General features: G+C 44.2%; 17 protein-coding genes. All 17 read right to left on the bottom strand.

What is annotated here, in order from left to right:
- Positions 1–67: 67 nt before the first annotated feature.
- The gene (locus tag ACWAU0_RS12430; RefSeq protein ID WP_458136857.1) at positions 68–1,285 is read right to left on the bottom strand and encodes a TIGR04063 family PEP-CTERM/XrtA system glycosyltransferase; all 1,218 of its coding nucleotides are present in this window, start codon (positions 1,283–1,285) and stop codon (positions 68–70) included.
- Between the two features lie 64 nt (positions 1,286–1,349).
- Entirely contained in the window at positions 1,350–2,429 is a 1,080-nt protein-coding gene (locus ACWAU0_RS12425) for a nucleotidyltransferase domain-containing protein (protein ID WP_458136856.1), read from the bottom strand.
- An 8-nt stretch (positions 2,430–2,437) separates the two neighbouring features.
- Entirely contained in the window at positions 2,438–3,343 is a 906-nt protein-coding gene (locus tag ACWAU0_RS12420) for an HprK-related kinase A (protein WP_458136855.1), read from the bottom strand.
- A 5-nt stretch (positions 3,344–3,348) separates the two neighbouring features.
- On the bottom strand, positions 3,349–3,618 hold the full coding sequence (locus tag ACWAU0_RS12415) for a hypothetical protein (RefSeq protein WP_458136854.1): 270 nt from the start codon (positions 3,616–3,618) through the stop codon (positions 3,349–3,351).
- Positions 3,619–3,621: 3 nt separating this feature from the next.
- Complete coding sequence (locus ACWAU0_RS12410) at positions 3,622–4,428, bottom strand: hypothetical protein (protein WP_458136853.1); 807 nt, start codon at positions 4,426–4,428, stop codon at positions 3,622–3,624.
- 106 nt (positions 4,429–4,534) lie between these two features.
- Positions 4,535–6,418 carry an XrtA/PEP-CTERM system amidotransferase gene (locus tag ACWAU0_RS12405; protein ID WP_458136852.1) on the bottom strand — a complete coding sequence of 628 codons (1,884 nt, stop codon included), beginning with the start codon at positions 6,416–6,418 and terminating at the stop codon, positions 4,535–4,537.
- A gap of 20 nt (positions 6,419–6,438) precedes the next feature.
- Complete coding sequence (locus tag ACWAU0_RS12400; RefSeq protein ID WP_205451152.1) at positions 6,439–7,575, bottom strand: TIGR03088 family PEP-CTERM/XrtA system glycosyltransferase; 1,137 nt, start codon at positions 7,573–7,575, stop codon at positions 6,439–6,441.
- On the bottom strand, positions 7,576–8,781 hold the full coding sequence (locus ACWAU0_RS12395) for a TIGR03087 family PEP-CTERM/XrtA system glycosyltransferase (RefSeq protein ID WP_458136851.1): 1,206 nt from the start codon (positions 8,779–8,781) through the stop codon (positions 7,576–7,578). It lies immediately after the preceding gene.
- Entirely contained in the window at positions 8,781–9,800 is a 1,020-nt protein-coding gene (locus ACWAU0_RS12390) for a FemAB family XrtA/PEP-CTERM system-associated protein (RefSeq protein ID WP_458136850.1), read from the bottom strand. Before ACWAU0_RS12390 ends, ACWAU0_RS12395 begins: the two co-directional genes overlap by 1 nt.
- 6 nt (positions 9,801–9,806) lie before the next feature.
- Complete coding sequence (locus ACWAU0_RS12385; RefSeq protein WP_458136849.1) at positions 9,807–10,643, bottom strand: XrtA system polysaccharide deacetylase; 837 nt, start codon at positions 10,641–10,643, stop codon at positions 9,807–9,809.
- 33 nt (positions 10,644–10,676) lie between these two features.
- On the bottom strand, positions 10,677–11,804 hold the full coding sequence (wecB, locus tag ACWAU0_RS12380; protein WP_458136848.1) for a non-hydrolyzing UDP-N-acetylglucosamine 2-epimerase: 1,128 nt from the start codon (positions 11,802–11,804) through the stop codon (positions 10,677–10,679).
- A gap of 3 nt (positions 11,805–11,807) precedes the next feature.
- Complete coding sequence (locus ACWAU0_RS12375; RefSeq protein WP_033155687.1) at positions 11,808–12,842, bottom strand: XrtA/PEP-CTERM system-associated ATPase; 1,035 nt, start codon at positions 12,840–12,842, stop codon at positions 11,808–11,810.
- An 11-nt stretch (positions 12,843–12,853) separates the two neighbouring features.
- Positions 12,854–14,533 (bottom strand): TIGR03016 family PEP-CTERM system-associated outer membrane protein, encoded by a 1,680-nt coding sequence (locus ACWAU0_RS12370; RefSeq protein WP_225892895.1) that lies wholly within the window; start codon positions 14,531–14,533, stop codon positions 12,854–12,856.
- Positions 14,511–15,410, bottom strand: coding sequence for an XrtA-associated tyrosine autokinase (locus tag ACWAU0_RS12365; protein ID WP_033155689.1), 900 nt, complete (start codon positions 15,408–15,410; stop codon positions 14,511–14,513). The genes ACWAU0_RS12370 and ACWAU0_RS12365 overlap by 23 nt, the downstream gene beginning before the upstream one ends.
- A gap of 23 nt (positions 15,411–15,433) precedes the next feature.
- The gene (locus tag ACWAU0_RS12360; protein ID WP_033155690.1) at positions 15,434–16,981 is read right to left on the bottom strand and encodes an XrtA system polysaccharide chain length determinant; all 1,548 of its coding nucleotides are present in this window, start codon (positions 16,979–16,981) and stop codon (positions 15,434–15,436) included.
- 76 nt (positions 16,982–17,057) lie between these two features.
- Entirely contained in the window at positions 17,058–17,729 is a 672-nt protein-coding gene (locus ACWAU0_RS12355) for a polysaccharide biosynthesis/export family protein (RefSeq protein WP_240618099.1), read from the bottom strand.
- Between the two features lie 33 nt (positions 17,730–17,762).
- Complete coding sequence (locus tag ACWAU0_RS12350; protein WP_458136846.1) at positions 17,763–20,162, bottom strand: tetratricopeptide repeat protein; 2,400 nt, start codon at positions 20,160–20,162, stop codon at positions 17,763–17,765.
- Between the last annotated feature and the right edge of the window lie 9 nt (positions 20,163–20,171).

The raw sequence follows: 20,171 nt of genomic DNA, 5'->3' as shown, positions 1-20,171 counted from the left end.
AAAAACGCCAGCGTTAGGTCTGACACGACTGGGATACAAAGAACTGAAAACAATCAGCCTTGGCGAGTTATCGGCCATCGTTACCCGCCATTATCCTGCCGTAAACAGCCTGATAATGACTGACACTGCGCTGCCAATTACGCTCTTCTTCGACATAGCACCTACCGGCTCGCCGCACTTGCTCCCATTGATCTTGCTGATCGAGGACCGCCAACACCGTTTGCGCCAAAGCTGTCTTATCCCCCGCTTTGAAGAGATAGCCAGTTTCCCTGTCTCGAATTAACTCATGATGCCCACCGACATCCGAAGCCACCAACAAGCGGCCTTGCGCCATGGCTTCCAGCGGTTTTAAAGGTGTCACCAAATCGGTTAAGCGCATCGCCAAGCGCGGATAAACAAAGATATCGACCAGATTGTAATAGCGCTGCACTTGATCGTGAGCGACACGTCCGGGCAGAATGACGCAATCCTGTAAGCTCAGCGCCTCAATTTTCTGCAGGATTTGTTGCTGTTGCGGCCCACCGCCCACTAACAACAAACGCACATCAGGCTGCTGTTCGATAATGGCAGGCAATGCATCCAGCAATAGCAACAACCCCTCATAAGCATAAAAAGACCCGATAAAACCGAGCACAATTTTGCCGTTCAAACCCAACTCTACTTGCAAATCTGGCTCGGCGGCCTCGCCGTAGGTAAATTTATCGATATCGACGGCGTTGGGAATCACGGTAATTTTTTCCGCCGCGACTCCGCGGCCTATGATATCCCGGCGCAGACCTTCGCAAATAGTCGTCACCGCATCGGCACGCTTAAAAACATGTGTTTCCAATGCCTTAGTCAATCGGTAACGTAAACTACCTTCATGGGTGGTGCCGTGATCGACGGCCGCATCTTCCCAAAATGCCCGGCATTCGTAGACCAACGGCAATCCGTATTTTTTTGCTACTTTTAAGGCCGCAAGCCCGTTCAACGCGGGCGAATGGGCGTGCAGAATGTCCGGTTTGATCTGCGGAATAATTTCATCCAGCCGTTCCGCCAACGACTGTACGATGGCCCATTGATTTAAAACCGGCAATTTCGCCGCTAAACCTTGTGGGATAACAGATCGATAAAAGGTCAGCCCATCAACGGTTTCAATGGGAGCTTCCGCGACTTGATGTTTGGCGGATGTGACATGAAACGTCTCCCAACCCAGTTTGCGTTGTTGCTCGAGAATCGCACGAGTACGGAAGGTGTATCCGCTGTGCAACGGAATGGAGTGATCCAATATGTGTAATATCTTCATGTCAAGAACGGGTTAAGGAATATTCCTATTGGCAACTTGCCGGGTTCGACATGATTGCCATGGTTTATGTTGTTTTAGTATTGTCAGCCAGCCGAAACCACGCCTTTCTGATTAAATGCGGCACTAGTATATACAAGGGCATTTTTAACCAATGCGAGCGAAGAAACAACAGCCAACGAGCAAAGCCGGTCAGGCTATCCATGCAGCTAGAATGGTGTGGTTTTAGGGCTTGCGAGAAAAGATAGTCCATAACTCGGTTTTTTCCGCCTCCCGCGTAGATGGTAGAAGCCTCAATGACACTATCAGGAACCGGAGTTGCCAATATTTTGGTGGCATAACGGAGGGCGTAAAACAAGGGCTTACCCAATCCCAACATTTCCGCTCGATGATGCAGGTTTTCCCAAAAACGCAGATCGTTGCCACTAAATTCGCGTAGGAGCAAATCGATGTCGCTCAAATCGCGCAAACCATTTTCAAACTCCCCTCCCCAGAACAAATGGCTGGCACTATGGAGAACCATATCCTCGGGGGCCAAAACCCAATAATCGGTATCGGTTATCTTGACAGCGGCTTTTAGCAACAACTCAGCATCAGGATATAAATTGCAGGTTTGCGGAAGTATATTGTGGTGAATATCCAGCGAAGTCCCACGCTTAATATGCCTTAGCGGCGGCAATTCATGCATCCACTGCTCATAATAGCGCTGATCGTAATTATCCATCGATTCAGGAAGCCATCCATGCCATTTCAACGCATCTTTGACCTGTTTCAACTGAGTCTTCGGCACCAGTATATCAATATCGCTGAATACGCGTCCCAAACCAGCATTCAATCCGGATGCTGAATAAGCGGTGCCCTTCAACAAAATCAACCGAATATTCAAAAGCTTAAAGACCTGCAATAGGTTATGTAGCTCCCAATTGACGATACGCTTTTGAGACAACCAATAAGTCTCGGCTGATTCAAGATGATAATAAAAAGGCTGTGGAGGACTGAACAATCGAAATTTTTTCTGGAAAAATGCCAGTCTGGCCAATACTCCGGCGCTTCTTGCTTGCCTTAACAACAGCTCCCAATCGGCATTCGAGTCAGTACCATCCTTCGCCTTGACCATCAAGTATTCATTCAACAAATCAGGCATCATGCGACTCTCTAGCGTACATCATCCAATAATTGCACAAATAAATCAGACGCTTGGTTAAAATCGCCATCGTAAATAAAATCATACGCCTGACAGCTGTTTACCAGACCCACCATGGTCTCAAAACCCTGCGCACCTAGTACACTGTAATTGAATGAAAGGTCCGCCAGCCGCATGAACGCCTCGGCCTTTGGCACCGCAGATAAACTCAAGGATGATTCTGCTCGATACTTCGGAAATACAACCAAGCATGGCAGGGCGGTTTGGTCAGCTTTTGACACCGATTCGGAGGGCGGCTTCATCAGACAAACCGATCCTTTCAAAGTATCGTGAACAACAGGACTGAATTGGCAAAATGGAAAAGTATCCGCGATCACCGATATAGATTCGTTTTTCAAACTAACTGGACGCGGCACAGGAACAACATACCCGGTTGCTCGATTCACCAAAGTTAGTTCATCAGATAATAGTCGCCAACCGTTGTTGATTAATGCTGCACACAATGTGCTCTTACCCGACCCCGGCGCACCAGGTAAAATTAATGCTTTACCGTTTCGTTCCACCACGGCGGCGTGAACAATTAGAAACCGGTGTGAGTAACCGGATATACACCAATTCAACCCCCATTCAAAGAATGGAAATGCCTGCGCATAAGGTAAAGGCTTGAAGGGAATAAATTGATCAAAGGCAAATAGCACCTGTTTGCGAAAGAAACGTCTTACGCCCGCAGGCTGAATTAAGCGGATATAAAAGTCGCAAAAAGTATCTGGGGGTAATATCGGATAGGCAGAGTAAAGCTCAATGATACCCTGCTGAACTGACGGTATAGCAGAATGAATTCTAATTGAAAAAGGGCCAATCCTGATAACAAACTGCCCAGACGCTATCAAAGATGAAGTGGAATTAGGTCCGCGCAAAATATTTATATATTTTCAACAACTTGAATGCTCTGCAACACGCCTAACATGCCCGCTAAAGATTGCTGATCAATTCTCTGCAGACCTGCATCAATAGCCATATTTAGCAAGGTTGATTCACTAATCGGTGCTTGAGAATGCATAATTGTCAATAATATTAAGCTCGCCTCCTCATCTAGACGATGAGTTTCTCCACTACCGTGATGAAAAACTATGGCCTGCTTATCAAGCAATGCTATCTGAACAGGAAAACTTGAGGAAAGAGTCCAAGCCACAAATTAAAGAGGAACCAGACTTCTAAGTAACTCCTTAGCTCCATCAGAGTTAGAAATCAACAAACTTCCATCATAAAAAGTATTAGCGGAATTAATAGCTAAAAGGTAGAGCTTTTTGATCTCATCGGAATTCACATCAGGTATCAATCCATTTATACTGGCATTAAGATAATCAATGCTCGCAGCGCCTCTTAGATCGACACTAGGAGCAGAAAACAATGTTTGAAAAAATGTTGTTGCAGCTGCGGTCGAACCAAATACGGATGAAAAAGTCGTGGCATCATACGTTTCTGTGGTTGTACCACCGCCAGTAGTAGTTGAGGTCTTTGGAAAGTTAGCAACTATAAGCTCACACATTTTAATCTGGGCACTCGATGTAGCAGTCACTAAACTACCCGCACTTTCGCTAGTGTATTTGTAATATTTATAAGTAAGATTGGAGGTTGAATTCCCCGACCAAGATTTCTTAACTTGAAATGGATTGACCCTCGCTGAAATCCAGTCGTTGATATTTGGATGTGTGCCATATTGAGTATTTACATCAACGGTATCGACATTACCTCTCCAGGCTAACGCTGTATGTCCAGCTCTACAAACCGACATATCCTCGGAATGACTCGACACATTGCCTGATTGCACTCCTGAGATAGTACACTGATACACACTGCCTAAGGCGGTCTTGCTTGTGAGGGTCATTAAAACCGGCGCAATCACACCAGCTTTCGCGAAAGATCTTCTGGATTTATCAAGTGGTTTAGCAACGTGCTGGGATTCTTCTGCAGTACGTTTCTGTTCATCTATTCTGTTCATCTGGAACCCTCTTACATTAAACTTTGAATTGGTTCGCACTCTAGCAAAATACCTTGTATCTGTCTATTGCACACAGGTACAGATCCAGAATTTGAAAGTCGATCATTTAACTATTTCGAATAAACGCTTCAAACATCAGCAATGACCAAATCGACGCGCTGTAATCGCGCAGCCCGGACTGATGCTGAGTAACCAAATGATGCAAATAAGCGTCATCGAACCACCCTGTGCTTTTCAGAGTTTCCCCCAGCAAGGCCTGCTGCACTCGCCCCTTTAATGGCCCTCTAAACCAGTTACTTAATGGCACCGCAAAACCCATTTTGGGACGATAAAGAATATCATTAGGCAGATAAGGTTCCAATGCCTTCTTGAATAGATATTTACCTTCTCGCCCATGCAATTTTAAATCAGGTGGCAAGGTTGCCATCCATTCCACTAACTTGTGATCCAGCAACGGTACCCGGACTTCCAAGGCATGGGCCATACTAGCCCGATCAACCTTAGTCAGAATATCTCCAGCCAGGTAAGTTTTCAAATCCAAATATTGCACCATTGACAATGGATGATCAGGGGCTTGCTGACTATACCGACGGAATACTTCAATAGCTTGATAACCCTGCAACTCGCTCTTTAGACTATCGCTAAATAATTGGCTGCGCATGCCGTTGGAGAGCACCGAGACACTGTGAAAATAACCTGCCATCGAATCTCTACCAATAGACTCAAATGTTGTTTTTGCCCTTAATACCTTGGGCGCCCAATCCAGCTTCGGATATACCTTGCCTAAGGCAGAGAACAAAGGCATCCGCAACGCATCAGGCAATAATGCCCTCATCCTCTCTTCATAGGTGTGCCAGCGATAGCGCCTGTAACCAGCCAGATTCTCGTCGCCGCCGTCGCCAGATAACACCACGGTCACCTGCTTCTTGGCCAACTCGCAAACCCGGTAAGTAGGTAACGCAGAACTGTCGGCATAGGGCTCGTCATATAAACCGGACAACTGATCAATCAAACTAAAGTCTTCGGGATCGACTTGTTCGACTCTATGTGCAGTGTGATAGCGGTCCGCAACCTGAGCGGCGAATTGCGCTTCGTTAAATTTAGGATCGCCAAAGGAAATCGAACAAGTATTGACCGGATCTTTGGATAGTCCTGCCATCAATGCCACGACACCACTGGAATCGACGCCGCCAGACAGAAATGCCCCCAATGGCACATCAGCGACCATTCTAATTTTCACTGCCTCGCGCAAGCGCTCGATTAACTCTTCACCGGCCTCTGCTGCGTTGCCCGCAGAGGCCGTCTGAAATTTAACATCCCAATATTGTTTAGGTCGAAAACCGTTCTGTCCTCGTTTAATCGTTAAACAATATCCAGGCTCAAGCTTGTAAACACCTTTATATATGGTTTTTGGATCGGGAATATAGCCAAAGCCGAAATAGTCCTCTACCGCAGTAGGGTCAACATTTTTAGGCAGTAAAGGGTGTTGTTTTAATGCTTTCAGTTCGGAACCGAAAATGAACTGACCGTTACTTAATTCAGCATAAAACAGCGGTTTTACGCCGAGACGATCTCTAGCCAAAAATAAGGTCTGCCGCGGCCTATCCCAAATCCCAAATGCAAACATGCCGCGCAAGCGTTCCACGCAAGACTCACCCCACGCTTGCCAAGCATAGAGAATGACTTCTGTATCGCAATGCGTCCTGAAACTAAAGCCCAATGCCTCCAATTCTTCTCGCAATTCCGGAAAATTGTAGACCTCGCCGTTATAAGTCAACACCACATTGCCATCCTGACTATGCATGGGTTGTTGACCGCTGGACAAGTCAATAATGGACAGTCTGCGGTGTCCAAAACCCAAACCGGGCTCGGTATGCAAACCGCCTTCGTCTGGTCCCCGGTGGAACTGCGATTCGTTCATCCGCGACAACAATTTGCGGTCTATTTCACTAGCACCTGTAATATCGAAAATACCGACTATGCCGCACATATGAGTTCTCTCTGGATCATTTACTGTTTGTCATAAACCTGCCGATAGCGATTCACCATGCTATCGATTGAAAATTCCGCCTGAACCCGCCTCAGCGAAGCTGCGCCCCGTTGCTGCCGTTTGCTATCATCCAGCGCCAAATCACGCATCGCGAATGACAATCCCGCTACATCCTCTTTTTCTACCAGACATCCAGTCTTTCCATCCAACACCAACTCGGGGTTACCGCCTACACGAGTCGCTATAACCGGCAAACCGCTAGCCATCGCTTCCAATATGGTATTGGAAATACCTTCGGCTTTTGACGGCAATACAAAAATATCCAGACTACGCAGGATTTCGGCGATGTCGTTACGTTCGCCGGGCAACCAGGCTTTATCTGTAAGGCTGGCGGCACTCAATAACTCAAGCGCTTCGGCTCGCAAAGGCCCGTCACCAATCAAAAACAATCGGGTTATTTGGGCAAATTCTGGGGATTTTTGACAAGCATCGATAAACCCCCTAACCAGCGTCAATTGATCTTTCACGCCGTGCATGCGCCCGACCGTACCGATCACCAGCTTTTCATGCAAATTCAGTGAGCAACCGTCCGGTATTTGTCTACTTCCGGCACGAGGATAAAACGTTTTGGTATCGACACCGTTACAGATTCGCGTGATTTTATCTGAAGAAATGCCCACTCGATTCAGCAGATAATCCTGTAAATGCTGCGACAAAGGAATGAAGCGATGAATGATTAAACCTAAACCCCGCCTTAGCCATTGATATTTGACATTACTGCCATCCGGATCGAAGACATCCCAGCCATGCTCGCCATGTACGCGATAAGACACACCAGCTAACAACGCGCAAACCTGATATTCGATTGCCGCTAAATTACGGGTATGCACGATAGCGGGCTGCAATTGTTTCAACAAGCGATAGACTGTATAAAACGACGCCCAATCCTGCCCTGGGCGCTTATGCAACTGATGAACAACCACATCTTGCCGCTTGATACGTTGGCTGAATTCGGTACTATCCGCCAAACAGATAATGGCATGCCGGTAACTGTCTTCCGGTAGATTGTTGATGATATTGACCAGACCGTTCTCCAGACCGCCGATACCTAGCCGATAAATGATGTGCACGATTAAGGGCGGTAACGGCTTGGACATTTATGCAGACTCGCCCGCTATCAATCGGCACAAGCGTTGGCCGTTCTGCTCCCAACTGAAATCGCTTTCCACATAGCGGCGATTGATGTTAGCTGATTCGACCGGCTGACTCAAAAACCGTAAAACTTGGCAGGCAAAGTCTTCGGGAGCGTCAGTTATCGCCACCTGCAGATCCGCCCCACCAGGTATACCTTCCATAGCCGCCGTAGTAGCCACTATCGGCTTCGCCATCGCCATCGCTTCCAACACCTTGTTTTGAATCCCTCTGGCAATTCGCAAGGGTGCGACGACAACGTCAGCATAAGCTACATAGGGCCTGACATCATCAACCCTACCGGTCACAATGACGGCAGAGTCTTTATCCGCCAGTTGCGACACTTCTTTGGCAGGCTTGGAACCCACTATGTAAAAATGTATGTCGGGGACGCGGCTTTTAGTAATTGGCAATACCTGCTCGGCAAACCATTTGACCGCATCGACATTGGCCCAATAATCCATCGCTCCCGTGAAAACTATAGCCTGCTGCTTGGCCGGAAAGGGCGTTTGCCAAGACAAATCCGGATCGAAACTATCCGTATCCACACCGTTGTTCACAAAACCAATTTTGCGAACTGATTCTGGTGCCAAAGTTTTAAACAAACCTGCTTCTTGTTCGGATACGAATATTGTCGCATCAGCCCACGCTGCGATACGTCGCTCATAGGCCAAAAGCTTTTCGGCTTCACGCCGGTAAACCCAATTGGCTGGCCAGCGCTTGCTGAAGGCATATTGCTGCCATTTGTCGGAATCGACATCGACAAAATCGGCCACACAATACAAGTTGGTATATTTCTCCACGTATTGCGCCATCGGTGATGAAAAAATCATCGCCCGCTCAATACCCTGTTCGTTAATAGTCTTATCCACCCACCCTTGCAACCCACGGTTTCGGTAATACGGCAAACTTAAGGCTTCTCCACTCAACAAGCCTGCCAAACTTTTAATTTTACCGATCTTGGGATTTAATTCGATACAGCAAGTATCCGCACAGAAAGACTTTAAGGCGTCGAGATGCCGCCTGTCATCAGGATCATCGATAAAGGTCCCGAGAAATATCCGGTATTCGGCGGCTAACGCCTGCAAAAAATGAAATGAACGAATCTTATCACCCTTGTTGGGCGGATAAGGAATACGATGGACCAAGTAAAGTAATTTAGGCTTTTCCATTAGCCTAAGTCCTTGGCAAGCCAAGGGCCAATTAGCTGACTAAGCGGCAAAGGCAAACGCTTCCAAGCCGCAATAAACAAGCGGTATTTAGGATTTAGCGGATTGATTTCGGGTATTTGTTTGGCTTTAACCAGATCAACCTCGTAATAGAGCGGTTCCGGTTCAAAACCCCAGTGCTTTTTAAAGCGATAAGAGCCCGTGCCAACTTTACTGCGACCATAATCGAAAATCTTGCAGCCCTTTTCCACCGCACGCCGCATCACTTCCCAATACATGAAATCGTTGCCTTTCAAATCACGGGCTGCGTCGGTGCCGCCGCCGTAATACGGCAAAACCTCGTCCTTGAAATAAAAACTCATTACGCTGGCCACTAATTGACCTTCGTGCTCTATCGTGAGCACCTCGCAACTCTCACCAAATACATCCTGCAAAATTTGAAAATATCTTTTCGGAAATACCGGGGTGCCTAAATTCCGGACACTTGCGGAATAGGCGCGATACAAACGTTCGACATTATCGTCTATGACACTGGTAAGACCGGCTTTAATGCCGGCCCGCACCATTGCCCGCTGTTTACGCGGAATCGCATTCAGATTTTTTTCGACATCTGGGTCGAGTTCTTTTCTAAACGTGACATAGAGTTCTTTGTGCGGCCAATCCGGGTGATGCTGTTGTCGACTTCTCATCTCCAGACTATCCACGCCCAATTCCCTAGCCAGTTGTTGTGCTTTGCTTTGTAAGCATGCGAAGGCTTCATCATTGCTTGCGACAATTCCACCATAAACACAAAATGCGTTTGAAACCAAAGAATTACCAAACAACAAGCTATTGACATGAGTCAAGGGCAAAATACCGGTAATTTCGCCATCTTGCTCTGTGTAGTAATAATAGGTGTTATGTCCGAAAGCCTGCTTTATCACTTGCTGCCAAGCCGATAAATGAAAAAAGCTGCCATCGGCCGAAGCCATGACATAGTGATCCCAACGCTCTCTTTGGGAAGGCTCAAGTAATTTGATCATGACTGACTATGATGATGTGTCTGTTTGTTTGCTTAGAAACACGCTCTGCATGGTATCCCAAGCAAAATCAGCAAGTAAGCTGTTAAGGCGATTTTCCATTCGACCCAGATTCAGATAATGTCTAAAGCGGGTTTTAAATGACAGGTCATGCTGCCGCGGTTGCTCTGGATCTATTTCCCAAGGGTGAAAATAAAAAATGCCAGACTGGTTTTCGTATTTATTGAGGTGGAGATAAGCCCACTTTGAAAATTGATACGGATATAATCGAAAAAACCCGCCGCCACCACAGGGGATATTACGATTCAGAATTTTTAATGTAGTAATCGGAATTTCCAACAGTTTCGGCGCGTTGTCGGGCCGATAGGCGAAGCGAGGAGCTCCAGGCATACCGTATAAATCATGCTTGACCGGATAAATACTGGAACTGTAGTGAAAGCCTTCATCTTCAAGGACTTCTAAGGCCCAAAGATTTTTGGCGCCAATTGAATAACTAGCCGCCCGATAACCCACAATTGGCTTACCACCAATATCCTCAAGAATCTGCCGGCTAATTTTAAGGTCTTGGCGGAATTGCTCCGGTGTTTGTTCGGTTACCCGGGTATGCTGATAACCGTGCGACGCGAGTTCATGCCCTTCATCGACAATCCGCTTGACCAACTGCGGGTAACGCTCAGCCACCCAGCCCAAGGTAAAAAACGTTGCTTTTACTTGATGTTGAGCAAACAAATCCAAAATTCTATGGGTGTTCCGCTCTACCCGGTGCGGCAATCTATCCCACTGATTACGCTGAATATTCGCCTCGAAAGCCGAGACCTGAAAATAATCCTCGACATCGACTGTCATGGCATTAATCCGCACAGGCAAATTCATATTGCTTTACTCTGCCAATTCATAACGACGCAGAATTTCGTCGACGATGCGACCAGCGGCTTTGCCGTCCCAATATTCCGGGACTCGACCACTCTTACCGCCAGTGTGCAAAATATCATCAACACATTGCATGATTTTGGCCGGATCGGTTCCCACAATAGTATTCGTGCCCTCGGTGATCGTAATCGGCCTTTCGGTATTTTCCCGCAAAGTCACACAAGGCACACCCAATGCGGTGGTTTCTTCCTGTAAACCACCGGAATCAGTCAAAACCAATTGGGCAGCTTGCATCAAACCAAGCATTTCCAGATATGCCACCGGCGGCAACATAATCACTCGCTGTTGCGGCAATAATTGCAGCAAACCCGCTTCCGCAATTTTTTGCTGTGTGCGTGGGTGAACCGGGAATATCACAGGGAGTTTTTCACTAATATCACCCACTACCCGAACCAAGCGCTCCAGTGTTTCGGGGTCGTCAACATTAGAAGGTCGGTGTAATGTTAATAAGGCGTAAGCTTTTTCCGAAACAACCTGCTTAGAACCGTATCGCTGCAATGTTTCCGCCAAAGAAGAGGCTTGCTGGCAGTTAGCCAAAAGTGTGTCGATCATCACGTTCCCAGTAAAGCATATCCGCTGTTCTGCAATCCCCTCCCTTGTCAAATTATCCGCCGCCGCACGTTCCGTAGTGAATAGCAAGTCAGAGAGCTGGTCGGTCAAAATCCGGTTAATCTCTTCCGGCATTTGCCGATCATAACTTCTTAAACCGGCTTCAACATGAATCAGTGGGATGTTCTTTTTCACTGCGACCAACCCGCAGGCGATGGTGGAATTGACGTCGCCGACAACCAATACCGCAAAAGGCTTAACCTCATCCAAAACCGGCTCAAAGCGCAACATGACATTTGCAGTCTGCACGGCATGACTACCAGATCCGACCCCCAAATCTTTGTCCGGCTCCGGAATACCGAGCTGTTGGAAAAAAGTATCTTTCATGGCTTGGTCGTAATGCTGACCGGTATGCACCAGATAAGGTATTATCAAATGCCTAACCGCTTGCAACTGCCTAATAATGGGCGCCATTTTCATGAAATTAGGTCGCGCGCCAACCACGCAAACCAAGACTTTAGGGAACATTTTTTAATCCAGGGAGGTTGTTGTATCGCTATATACGGCATCCATATCCAATTGCAGCAGAATAGCTTTTCTAAGTAACGCTTTTTCTTTATTCAGACTGTTTCGAAGATTGGTGACAACTTCTTCTAGTCTGGCAATCCGATGCTCAAGAGATTCTGAGTCAACACCACTGAAACGATGTAAAGGCGGCATGGAATTCTCATACTCCTCGTCAGCGGCTTCGAGTAACATTTCTTCCTTAACCTCGACAATCACTTTGGTGACCGCCTGCTCATCCAGCAGCTTCAACTCCTCCAAATAACCGAACAATAGTAGACGATCACACAAGGAATTAATGCGCCTAGGAATACCCCCACTAAACTCATGAATCACCTCGAAAACACTGGGCGTAAACTCGGGAGTTCCCGTCCAGCCGGCAGTTTGCAACCTAAAAAGTATATATTCTTTAGTCTCTTCCAAATCCAACGGATCAAGTTGAAATGTGGATACAATCCGTTGTTTCAGCTGCTCCATATCCGCGGAGTATATAGTACGTTTCAATTCGGTTTGCCCAACCAGAAACACCTGAAAAACGGGATTGCCGTTAACATCCAAATTGGTAAGCATGCGCAACTCTTCCAAGGACTGTTTAGGCAAATTTTGTGCTTCATCTACGATTAACAATAATCGCCTTCCCTCTCTGGCTTTTTCAGCGATAAATTTTTCGAATCCCGATAATAAACTAGCTTTATCCGTTAGGGAAAATGAAAAACCAAATGTCGATGCAGCCATCCGCAAGGTGTCTTCGGGACCCACTTGAGAAGTCATCATCACACCAATTAACAATTTCTCCTTATTCAAATTTTTTATCAAACTCTTTACCAGCATAGTTTTACCTGTGCCAGGTGAGCCGATAACGAGCACAAAGCCTTCACCTTGCGTCAAGCCGTAATGCATATAAGCTAAAGCACGCTTATGCACGGAGCTCTGGAAAAAGAAATCTGGGTCTGCGCTTAACTGAAAAGGCTTTTGGGTGAGATTATAAAATCCGTCGTACATGTAGTTTCTATTTAGAATCGTACGTTAAAATTGGCTGTCGCCCTGTTTTCAACATAACCGTTAAATTGAGACGAATCAGATATTTGATTGATATGTCGAAACTCGAGCCGAGTATCCATTAATAAGGGCCTCCCAAGATTAATCGGAATCCCCCTACTAACCCCCAAAGCAACATCATATCGAGAATTGCTGGTCAACTCTCCGTCGGTGTGCTGCCAAGACGGCCGCAAATAAAGATCCATTCTAGAAGCAAATTGCCATTGCCAACTACCCGTAACACCATATGACATGTCTTCTCCAGAACGAACCTCATATGTTCTACGTTCGTTAAATACCGAAGCGGTATAACTGCTCTTGCCCGTTTGGTACGAGAAAGAAAGATTTCCACGTTTTCTAATAATCACGTCGTTGACCAAATCAAACGGATTGAAAACTAATTGAGTATTGTTAAAATTGGGGCCTCGAATTAAAGATGATCTTCCAGTCACGGGATCAGTAGGGCCCGGCGTGAGAAATCCCTGAGCAATTAAATCTTGAGTATTAACCACCTGAGTCAAACTACCCGATGCATCCCGAAGAAAAAAACCCTGCTCGGCAAACAATTGCTGCTGTGTAGTTGTCTCCTGGGAATAATTGAATGCAATAGTGGCCTGCTTAGCTCGATAATTAAAGTTTGCATCCCAGGAATCGCCAGTATTTAACCCAACATCTTTATTACGATACGTAATAGTCGAACTGAGATTTTCCGATGGATTAAATTGCAACGTAGCATGCTTGTTATTACCAATACCGACCTCAAGCGAATACCACTTGCTTGGCGTCCATTGACCACCTACAGTATAAAAAAAACCATTACTTATGCTGTTGGCCGAGGTCTGAAAATCGTTATTTTCAAACCCTGCTTGCCCGAAAAGGTTAAATTTGTTATTGATATAATACCGAGCATTACCTTGATATTGTTCAAATCGAACATCTTGACCGACAACCCTACTCTGTTCTTGCGACGAATAATTTAATCCCCAATTAATTCTATTAAAATAACTGCCGCTGGACAATCTAGCCTGGCGCGTAATAGTATCTGAATCAGACACTAAACTTGACAACTGCGGAGTGACCGCAGATCCATTTAAATTCTCAAAGGAAGACTTACTATAACCGACTTTAGCTAAACCCGTTGCAAACTGGCCAAAACGAGGCGTCCAATAGGGTGAAATACTAAATGTCTTTACTTCAGTCCGCCCTCCGTTCCCAGAAATATTATCAGTCGTAACAAACGAATTACTAATATTTTGCTGACTAATTGAGCTTGCAGTTTCCAGAAAAAGGGTGTTACGAACAGCTTGATACAAAGAATTCATATTAAGCTGATGATTTATATCTATAGCATCTCTACCACCCGCATTATAGAGACCTTGCATACGATAATTTAAATTGAAATTACTCCACGGAGAATTCCCATACAACGAAACTCCAGGACTAATCTCGGTTACAAAACCGCTCTTTTTGTTATTTTCAGAAAGCGCCAAATTATCAGAAAATATTTCACTCGCCGATAAACTCGGACTAAATCTCCAATCTAGCGCCATTGCGACGCTAGAATGTAAAACCATGCCAACACTTAAACCAGAAAGCAAGGTAGCTAGAGATAAACCGGAAAGACGATTACTGTCACAAATGTCCATATTTCCCATAACTATAATTGTGACCGTATATATCTATCTCTTTTCTTGTTTTGTTCAGAAGAGTCATAACAACATCGCAATTACTAAGCTTCGCAACCGACTCATTAACCACGCTCTGAGGGGTTACTTCCGCCGCAATCACCAGCACTACTTGCCCTACAAGTTCCGCAAGTATTTGGGCTTGAGTAGCAACTAACAACGGAGGTGAATCAAAAATCACAATTCGATCTTTGTATCGCCGACTCACTTCTTCCGCGAACAAATACATCCGTTGACTTGATAACAACTCTGTTGAGTATTTATGTCTTTTACCCGCTGTAATTAAACTAAGATTTGGAAGATCTGTTTTTAACAAAATATCTGAAAAAGTTACTTTATCATCTTCTAAATACTCTATTAAGCCTCGAGGGCTATTAATCCCTAATTGTTTTGATATACTTGGCTTTTCCACATCAGCATCTATAAGCAAAACTTTTTTATCTCTTTCGTTAGCAATACTCAAAGCCAAATTAATTGAAACAAATGTCTTACCTTCCCCAGGCAAACTACTGCAAATAAGAATTAAATTAGAACGATTAATTCCATTATTTTCTGCGCCCTGTATATTGTTTACCAAAGGCCTCTTAATAACTCTAAATTCTTCAGCTAGCTGAGATTTTGCGTTATTATTATCTATAAAACCGTTTTCCGCCAAACTAGCCCAATCAACAACAACCTGTTGTTCGGGCGAAAATGCCCCGGAAGATTCCCGCAACCCAGTCGATTCTAAATTGGCTTCACTGAAACCCCTATCAGGTTTAGCTGTGGTAGCCGACTCTTGACTATTATTTTCCACAACTAACCCTTGGCTCCCTGCCTTTTTCAGCGCATTCTCTATAATGCTCATATGTTTACCTGTTTAATACGACTTTACTTGAGTATCTCAAATATCATGATACCGATATAACCACTTAGCAATATTGCAAAAGTCGAAATAAGTAACCAGTCAATATTATTAGTCTGACTTATGCCTTGTGAGGTAAGAGACACACTACCTAAGGATGGTAGGCCGGTCACAATCCTTACTTGTCTCGTTGACATGAACACTGGACGTATAAAATAAACCAAAAACGCGACACCAAATCCCAAAATAACCCCAACCAAAAGCGCGAAAGAATAAAATAATTTTCTATTAGGTGAGCTAGGCTTGTTGGGCTTACTAGGGGGATCAGCAATTTTAAATTTCAAACGAGATGTCTGGTCATCAACGCGTTCGGTAATATGAGCCTGTTCACGCCGATCCAGCAACTCGGCGTACTTGCCGCTTATCGTTTCATAGTCCCGGTTAAGATTTTTCATTTCCGTTTCTATGGTCAATCTTTCATTCAAACCTTCTTCAAGCTTTGCTATCCTGTTTCGAATTGACTCAACCAAAGTTTGACTAGAAGCAACTTCAGCCTGAGCATTGTCAAACCCCATTTTTAACGCCTGAACATAGGGATTTGCCATTTTCTCTGCACCAATACTTTCGGAAAGCCCTGCCTGTATATCTCCATTGACTTGCGACTGACTCGTCTTAGCTTGGTTCTCTTGAGTTTTCAGCGTGTCAATCAACTTATCGATTTCAATTATTTCCGGATGGCGTTCGGTATATTTAAGCAACAATTCAGTGCGCTTATCTTTCAGAGATTCTATCCTTGCATTATCCGCAGATACTTCCTGAGTGGATGTCGGTAGACCCCAGTCTTCCTCAGACTCTTGGATTTCAGCAACCTGCTCCGCTAAAACATTTCGTCGAGAAATAGCTTGCTCTAGAGCCGTGTTGGCATCTAGATACTGCTCCTTCATTTTCTGCAAACTCTGAAATTGATCTGAGCCGTTAAGTAAATCAATGTTTGCGCGTTTAAATTCTTCTTTCGCTTTTTCAGCATCTTGCAGCCTAATCTCGTATTCTCGTATCTGCTGTTCGATGAAACGTTGCGCATCACTCGCGTCAGCCAATGCTTTGCCCTCTGTTTGTTCAGAAAACACTGTAAGAACAGCCTGGACCACACTCTTCGCAACTTCAGGATCTTGTGAGGTATAAGCAATATCGAATATATCTCCTCTGCCTCCTGCAATTGTTATGTCCTTCTTAAGTTTCTCAATCAATTCCGTAGCAGATCCTGAGCTATCCTGCGATCTACTTAGCTGAGATAGCGAAATAATTTTTTCAAGATTAGGTCTCGTAAACATTAGCTGCTGGATTATTCTGATCAGCGCAGATATATCAGGCTCTATAACCATACCTCTCATGAGAGGCCTAATCACTGTAGCTGAATCAATATGAACTTTGGCTTTCGATTCAAATTTATCAGGCATCATAAAAATGTACGCCCAAGCAGCTGAACAAACAACCAAAGCGAAAACGATGGCAAGGCGCTTGTACTTTAAAGTACCTTTCAAATAAAAATAAACTTCGGAAAGATCTTGCTGCATATTAACTAGCCGTTGTTTTCAATCTAGAATTAATGGACATACTACCTACAGAAAAAGTCTACCTTCTTACAAACACTTAAAAATACGCATCGGGAATAATCAAAATGTCCCCAGGCATCATCAAGACATTAGCTGACAAATCTGTATCATCAATAAGGTCGTCAATCCTTACGCCAAACGGCTTCAATTCTCCATTCACATCCCTGATAACACTGGCTCTATTACCATCAGCATATTGGTTCAGACCAATTTGAATAATAACATCCAATAGCGTCATTCCCCTCTCGTATGGAATGGATTTACCCTGGTAACGTCCTACGCCACCACCACCAGTTCCACCACTGGCTCCACCACCGCCACCGCCACCGCCAATTCTCCCAATGACCCTGATTTGCTGAGTGCTAATCCCTTTGAATCCGCTAACCATAACAACTACCTGTGGACTTTTTATATAAGTCGAAAGCACCTTCTCAATGTCCCGAGCAAGTTCAAATGGCGTTTTACCACTGGCCAACAATTCTTCTACTAAAGGAACAGTTATCTTTCCATCCGGACGCACTGGCGCTGATGTAGATAACTCTGGGTTGCCCCAAACAAAAATATTGACACTATCGCCAGGCCCTATCTGATAAGTATAGTCAGCAGTCTGTTGCATATCCTCAAGTAAAGGCTGGGAACACCCAACAATACTAGAAATAAGGGCAAATGCTATCAAACAATACAACAACTTTTTTTTAAATATCCGCATAATCATAATCTAAGTAGTTACCCAATTACCTGCTCAATTCTCTATTTCTTCAAGGATCTTTTTTGCGTTATCTTTACCGGAAAAATTTCGCTTCTGTTTTTCAGACAAACTAATAGATTGTTTAAGCTCACTTATCGCAGTCGCTTTATTACCAGCATTCATGTGCGCAACTCCTAAGTGATATCTAAACTCAGGCAGTTTAGGCTCTTTTAGAATCAAGGACTGTAATAACTTCAGCCCCTCCTCATTACTACCAGCTTTAATTAATGCCCAAGCGTATGTGTCTTGAAAATACGAATTCTCGGAATCTTTAAATACTTTTGCTAACTCCATTCCTTGACTAATCTCATCGTGACTGTTTGACTCTATCAATAACGAGGCCAAATTGTTAATAGCTAAGTTATTATCGGGATTCTTATCGAGTACTGCTTTATACACCCTGATTGCATTTTCCTTTTCGTTTAATTGTTCATACAAAGCAGCTAGAGCCATAGCTAACTGAGGATCATTTGGATTGACTTCCAATCCTCGCAAATACACATCTTTGGCTGAAGAAATATTTTTATTCATCATTGCCTCAACCCTTGCTAGAGCGAGATAAATCGATGCTGCTTTTGGAGTATGTTTAACCTGATCCGTCAGCAGCTTTTTGGTTTTTACATAATCATTATTTGCAATGTATATATCACTCAGCACGCCAACAGTATTTAATTGATCAGGATACTTTACATGGTGCTTTTCCAAATACGCAACAGCATTCTCTCTTTGCCCAAGAGCCTCGTAAGATCTGACTAAATTAATCAAAGAATTTAAATGATTAGGATACTGTTGTATCAACTTGTCATACAAGCTAATTGCCTCAGCATACTTACCTTTACCCTGTAAAACATTGGCTTGAAGATATATAGGCATCGCCTTATCTTTAGAAAAAAGTGCTAGCCGTTGAATAGACTCTTGGGCGCCATCCCACTTTTTCTCTAAAATATCCAACTCAGCCTTACTAGTAAGTAATAAAATGTCGTTTTGTTTTAGCGATAACGCCTTTTCAAGATATTGCCTAGCATTTTCATTTTGCCCGGCCTGTACGTAGTTACTATATACACGAGAAAAGGCAGCCAAATTTGCTGGATTAACTTCTAACGCCTGTTTAAAACTTTTCTCAGCCTGTTTCCGATCCTGTTTTATTAAATAAGCATCACCTAGCAAAGAATAAACGTCGTCTGCATTAGTTTTGTTCCATACAAGTTTATTAAGGAACTCAATAGCTTCATCCGTTTTATTTTGAGCCAGCAAAAAACGACCTTTAAGCAAATTTGCCTGAATCAATTCCGAATTAATACTAAGAATATCTTTTAAAGAGCTTTCTACAGCACTAAACTGCTTTTCCGTTAGCGCAATTTCCGCAAGAATGACTTGGGCTGACAAGCCTGCTTCGTTATTCTTTTCTAGCTGAACAACTTGTTCTAACCCTTCCTTACCAGTTTCAGCATATCCTGACGCAACCATCCATTTCGAGAGCTCTAACAACACCTTAGGTTGCCCTTGATGGCGGTTAAGCATAGCCTTGTACTCCGAAATCACTCGATCTTTAGCACGAGCATTTAAAAATTCGATCAAAACTATTTCAGGCTCGACTTTATCATTTGATTTTTCGACCATTTCCCTCAATAGTCTCTCCGCCTCCTCAAGCTTATCAGTCATCGAGTAAATGGAAGCCAAGCTCAGCTTAAAGTTACCGGCATCTGGGTATAACTGAATAAGCTCCTGATAACCCTTTATTACGCTATCTATGTTATTCAGCCCTGCATCCAGTTTTATCTTAAATAAGCGCAAAGGAAGGTTTGCGGGCTGTACTCCCAATGCCTTATTTACTGCCCCCAAAGCTTGATCTATTTCATTTTTTTCAGCAAATAAAGCAGCTTGCAATGACAAAGCCTCAACATTATCCGGGCTATCTTTTAAAACAAAATCAACTATTTCTGCTGCTTGATCTTTTTTCAACTGCTTAATATAAACCGATGCCTTGATCATTTTTGCATCAATATTGCTTGAGTCACTTGTCAAAACTGACTCCGCTTGCTCCAATGCTTTCTCCAGATCTCCAAAAACAATATCGAGCTTGCCTAGTTTTATTTTTGCGGAAGTCAAACTTGGCTCTAATTCTAAGGCCCTAATCAGGTTTTGCCGCATCGACTTGAAATTATTATTTTTTTCGTCCAATAGGGCCATATACAAATAGGTCTCACCAAACTTATCGCTGCTTTGACTGGCTGTCTTCAACTCAAGCAAGGCCTTATCAAATTCCCCTTTTTCAAAAAGCTCCTTACCTTTTTGTAAATGACTCCGAGCAGATTCCTCCGGCGAGGAACATGCCGCTGTTTGCAATAAAAACGTACATGCAAGAACTACGGAACTGATTATTTTTCTTTTCATCCTATTACC

It is taken from the genome of Methylomonas sp. Uni0009 (genome assembly GCF_054188105.3).
This window is presented reverse-complemented; position numbering and strand designations above follow the sequence as displayed.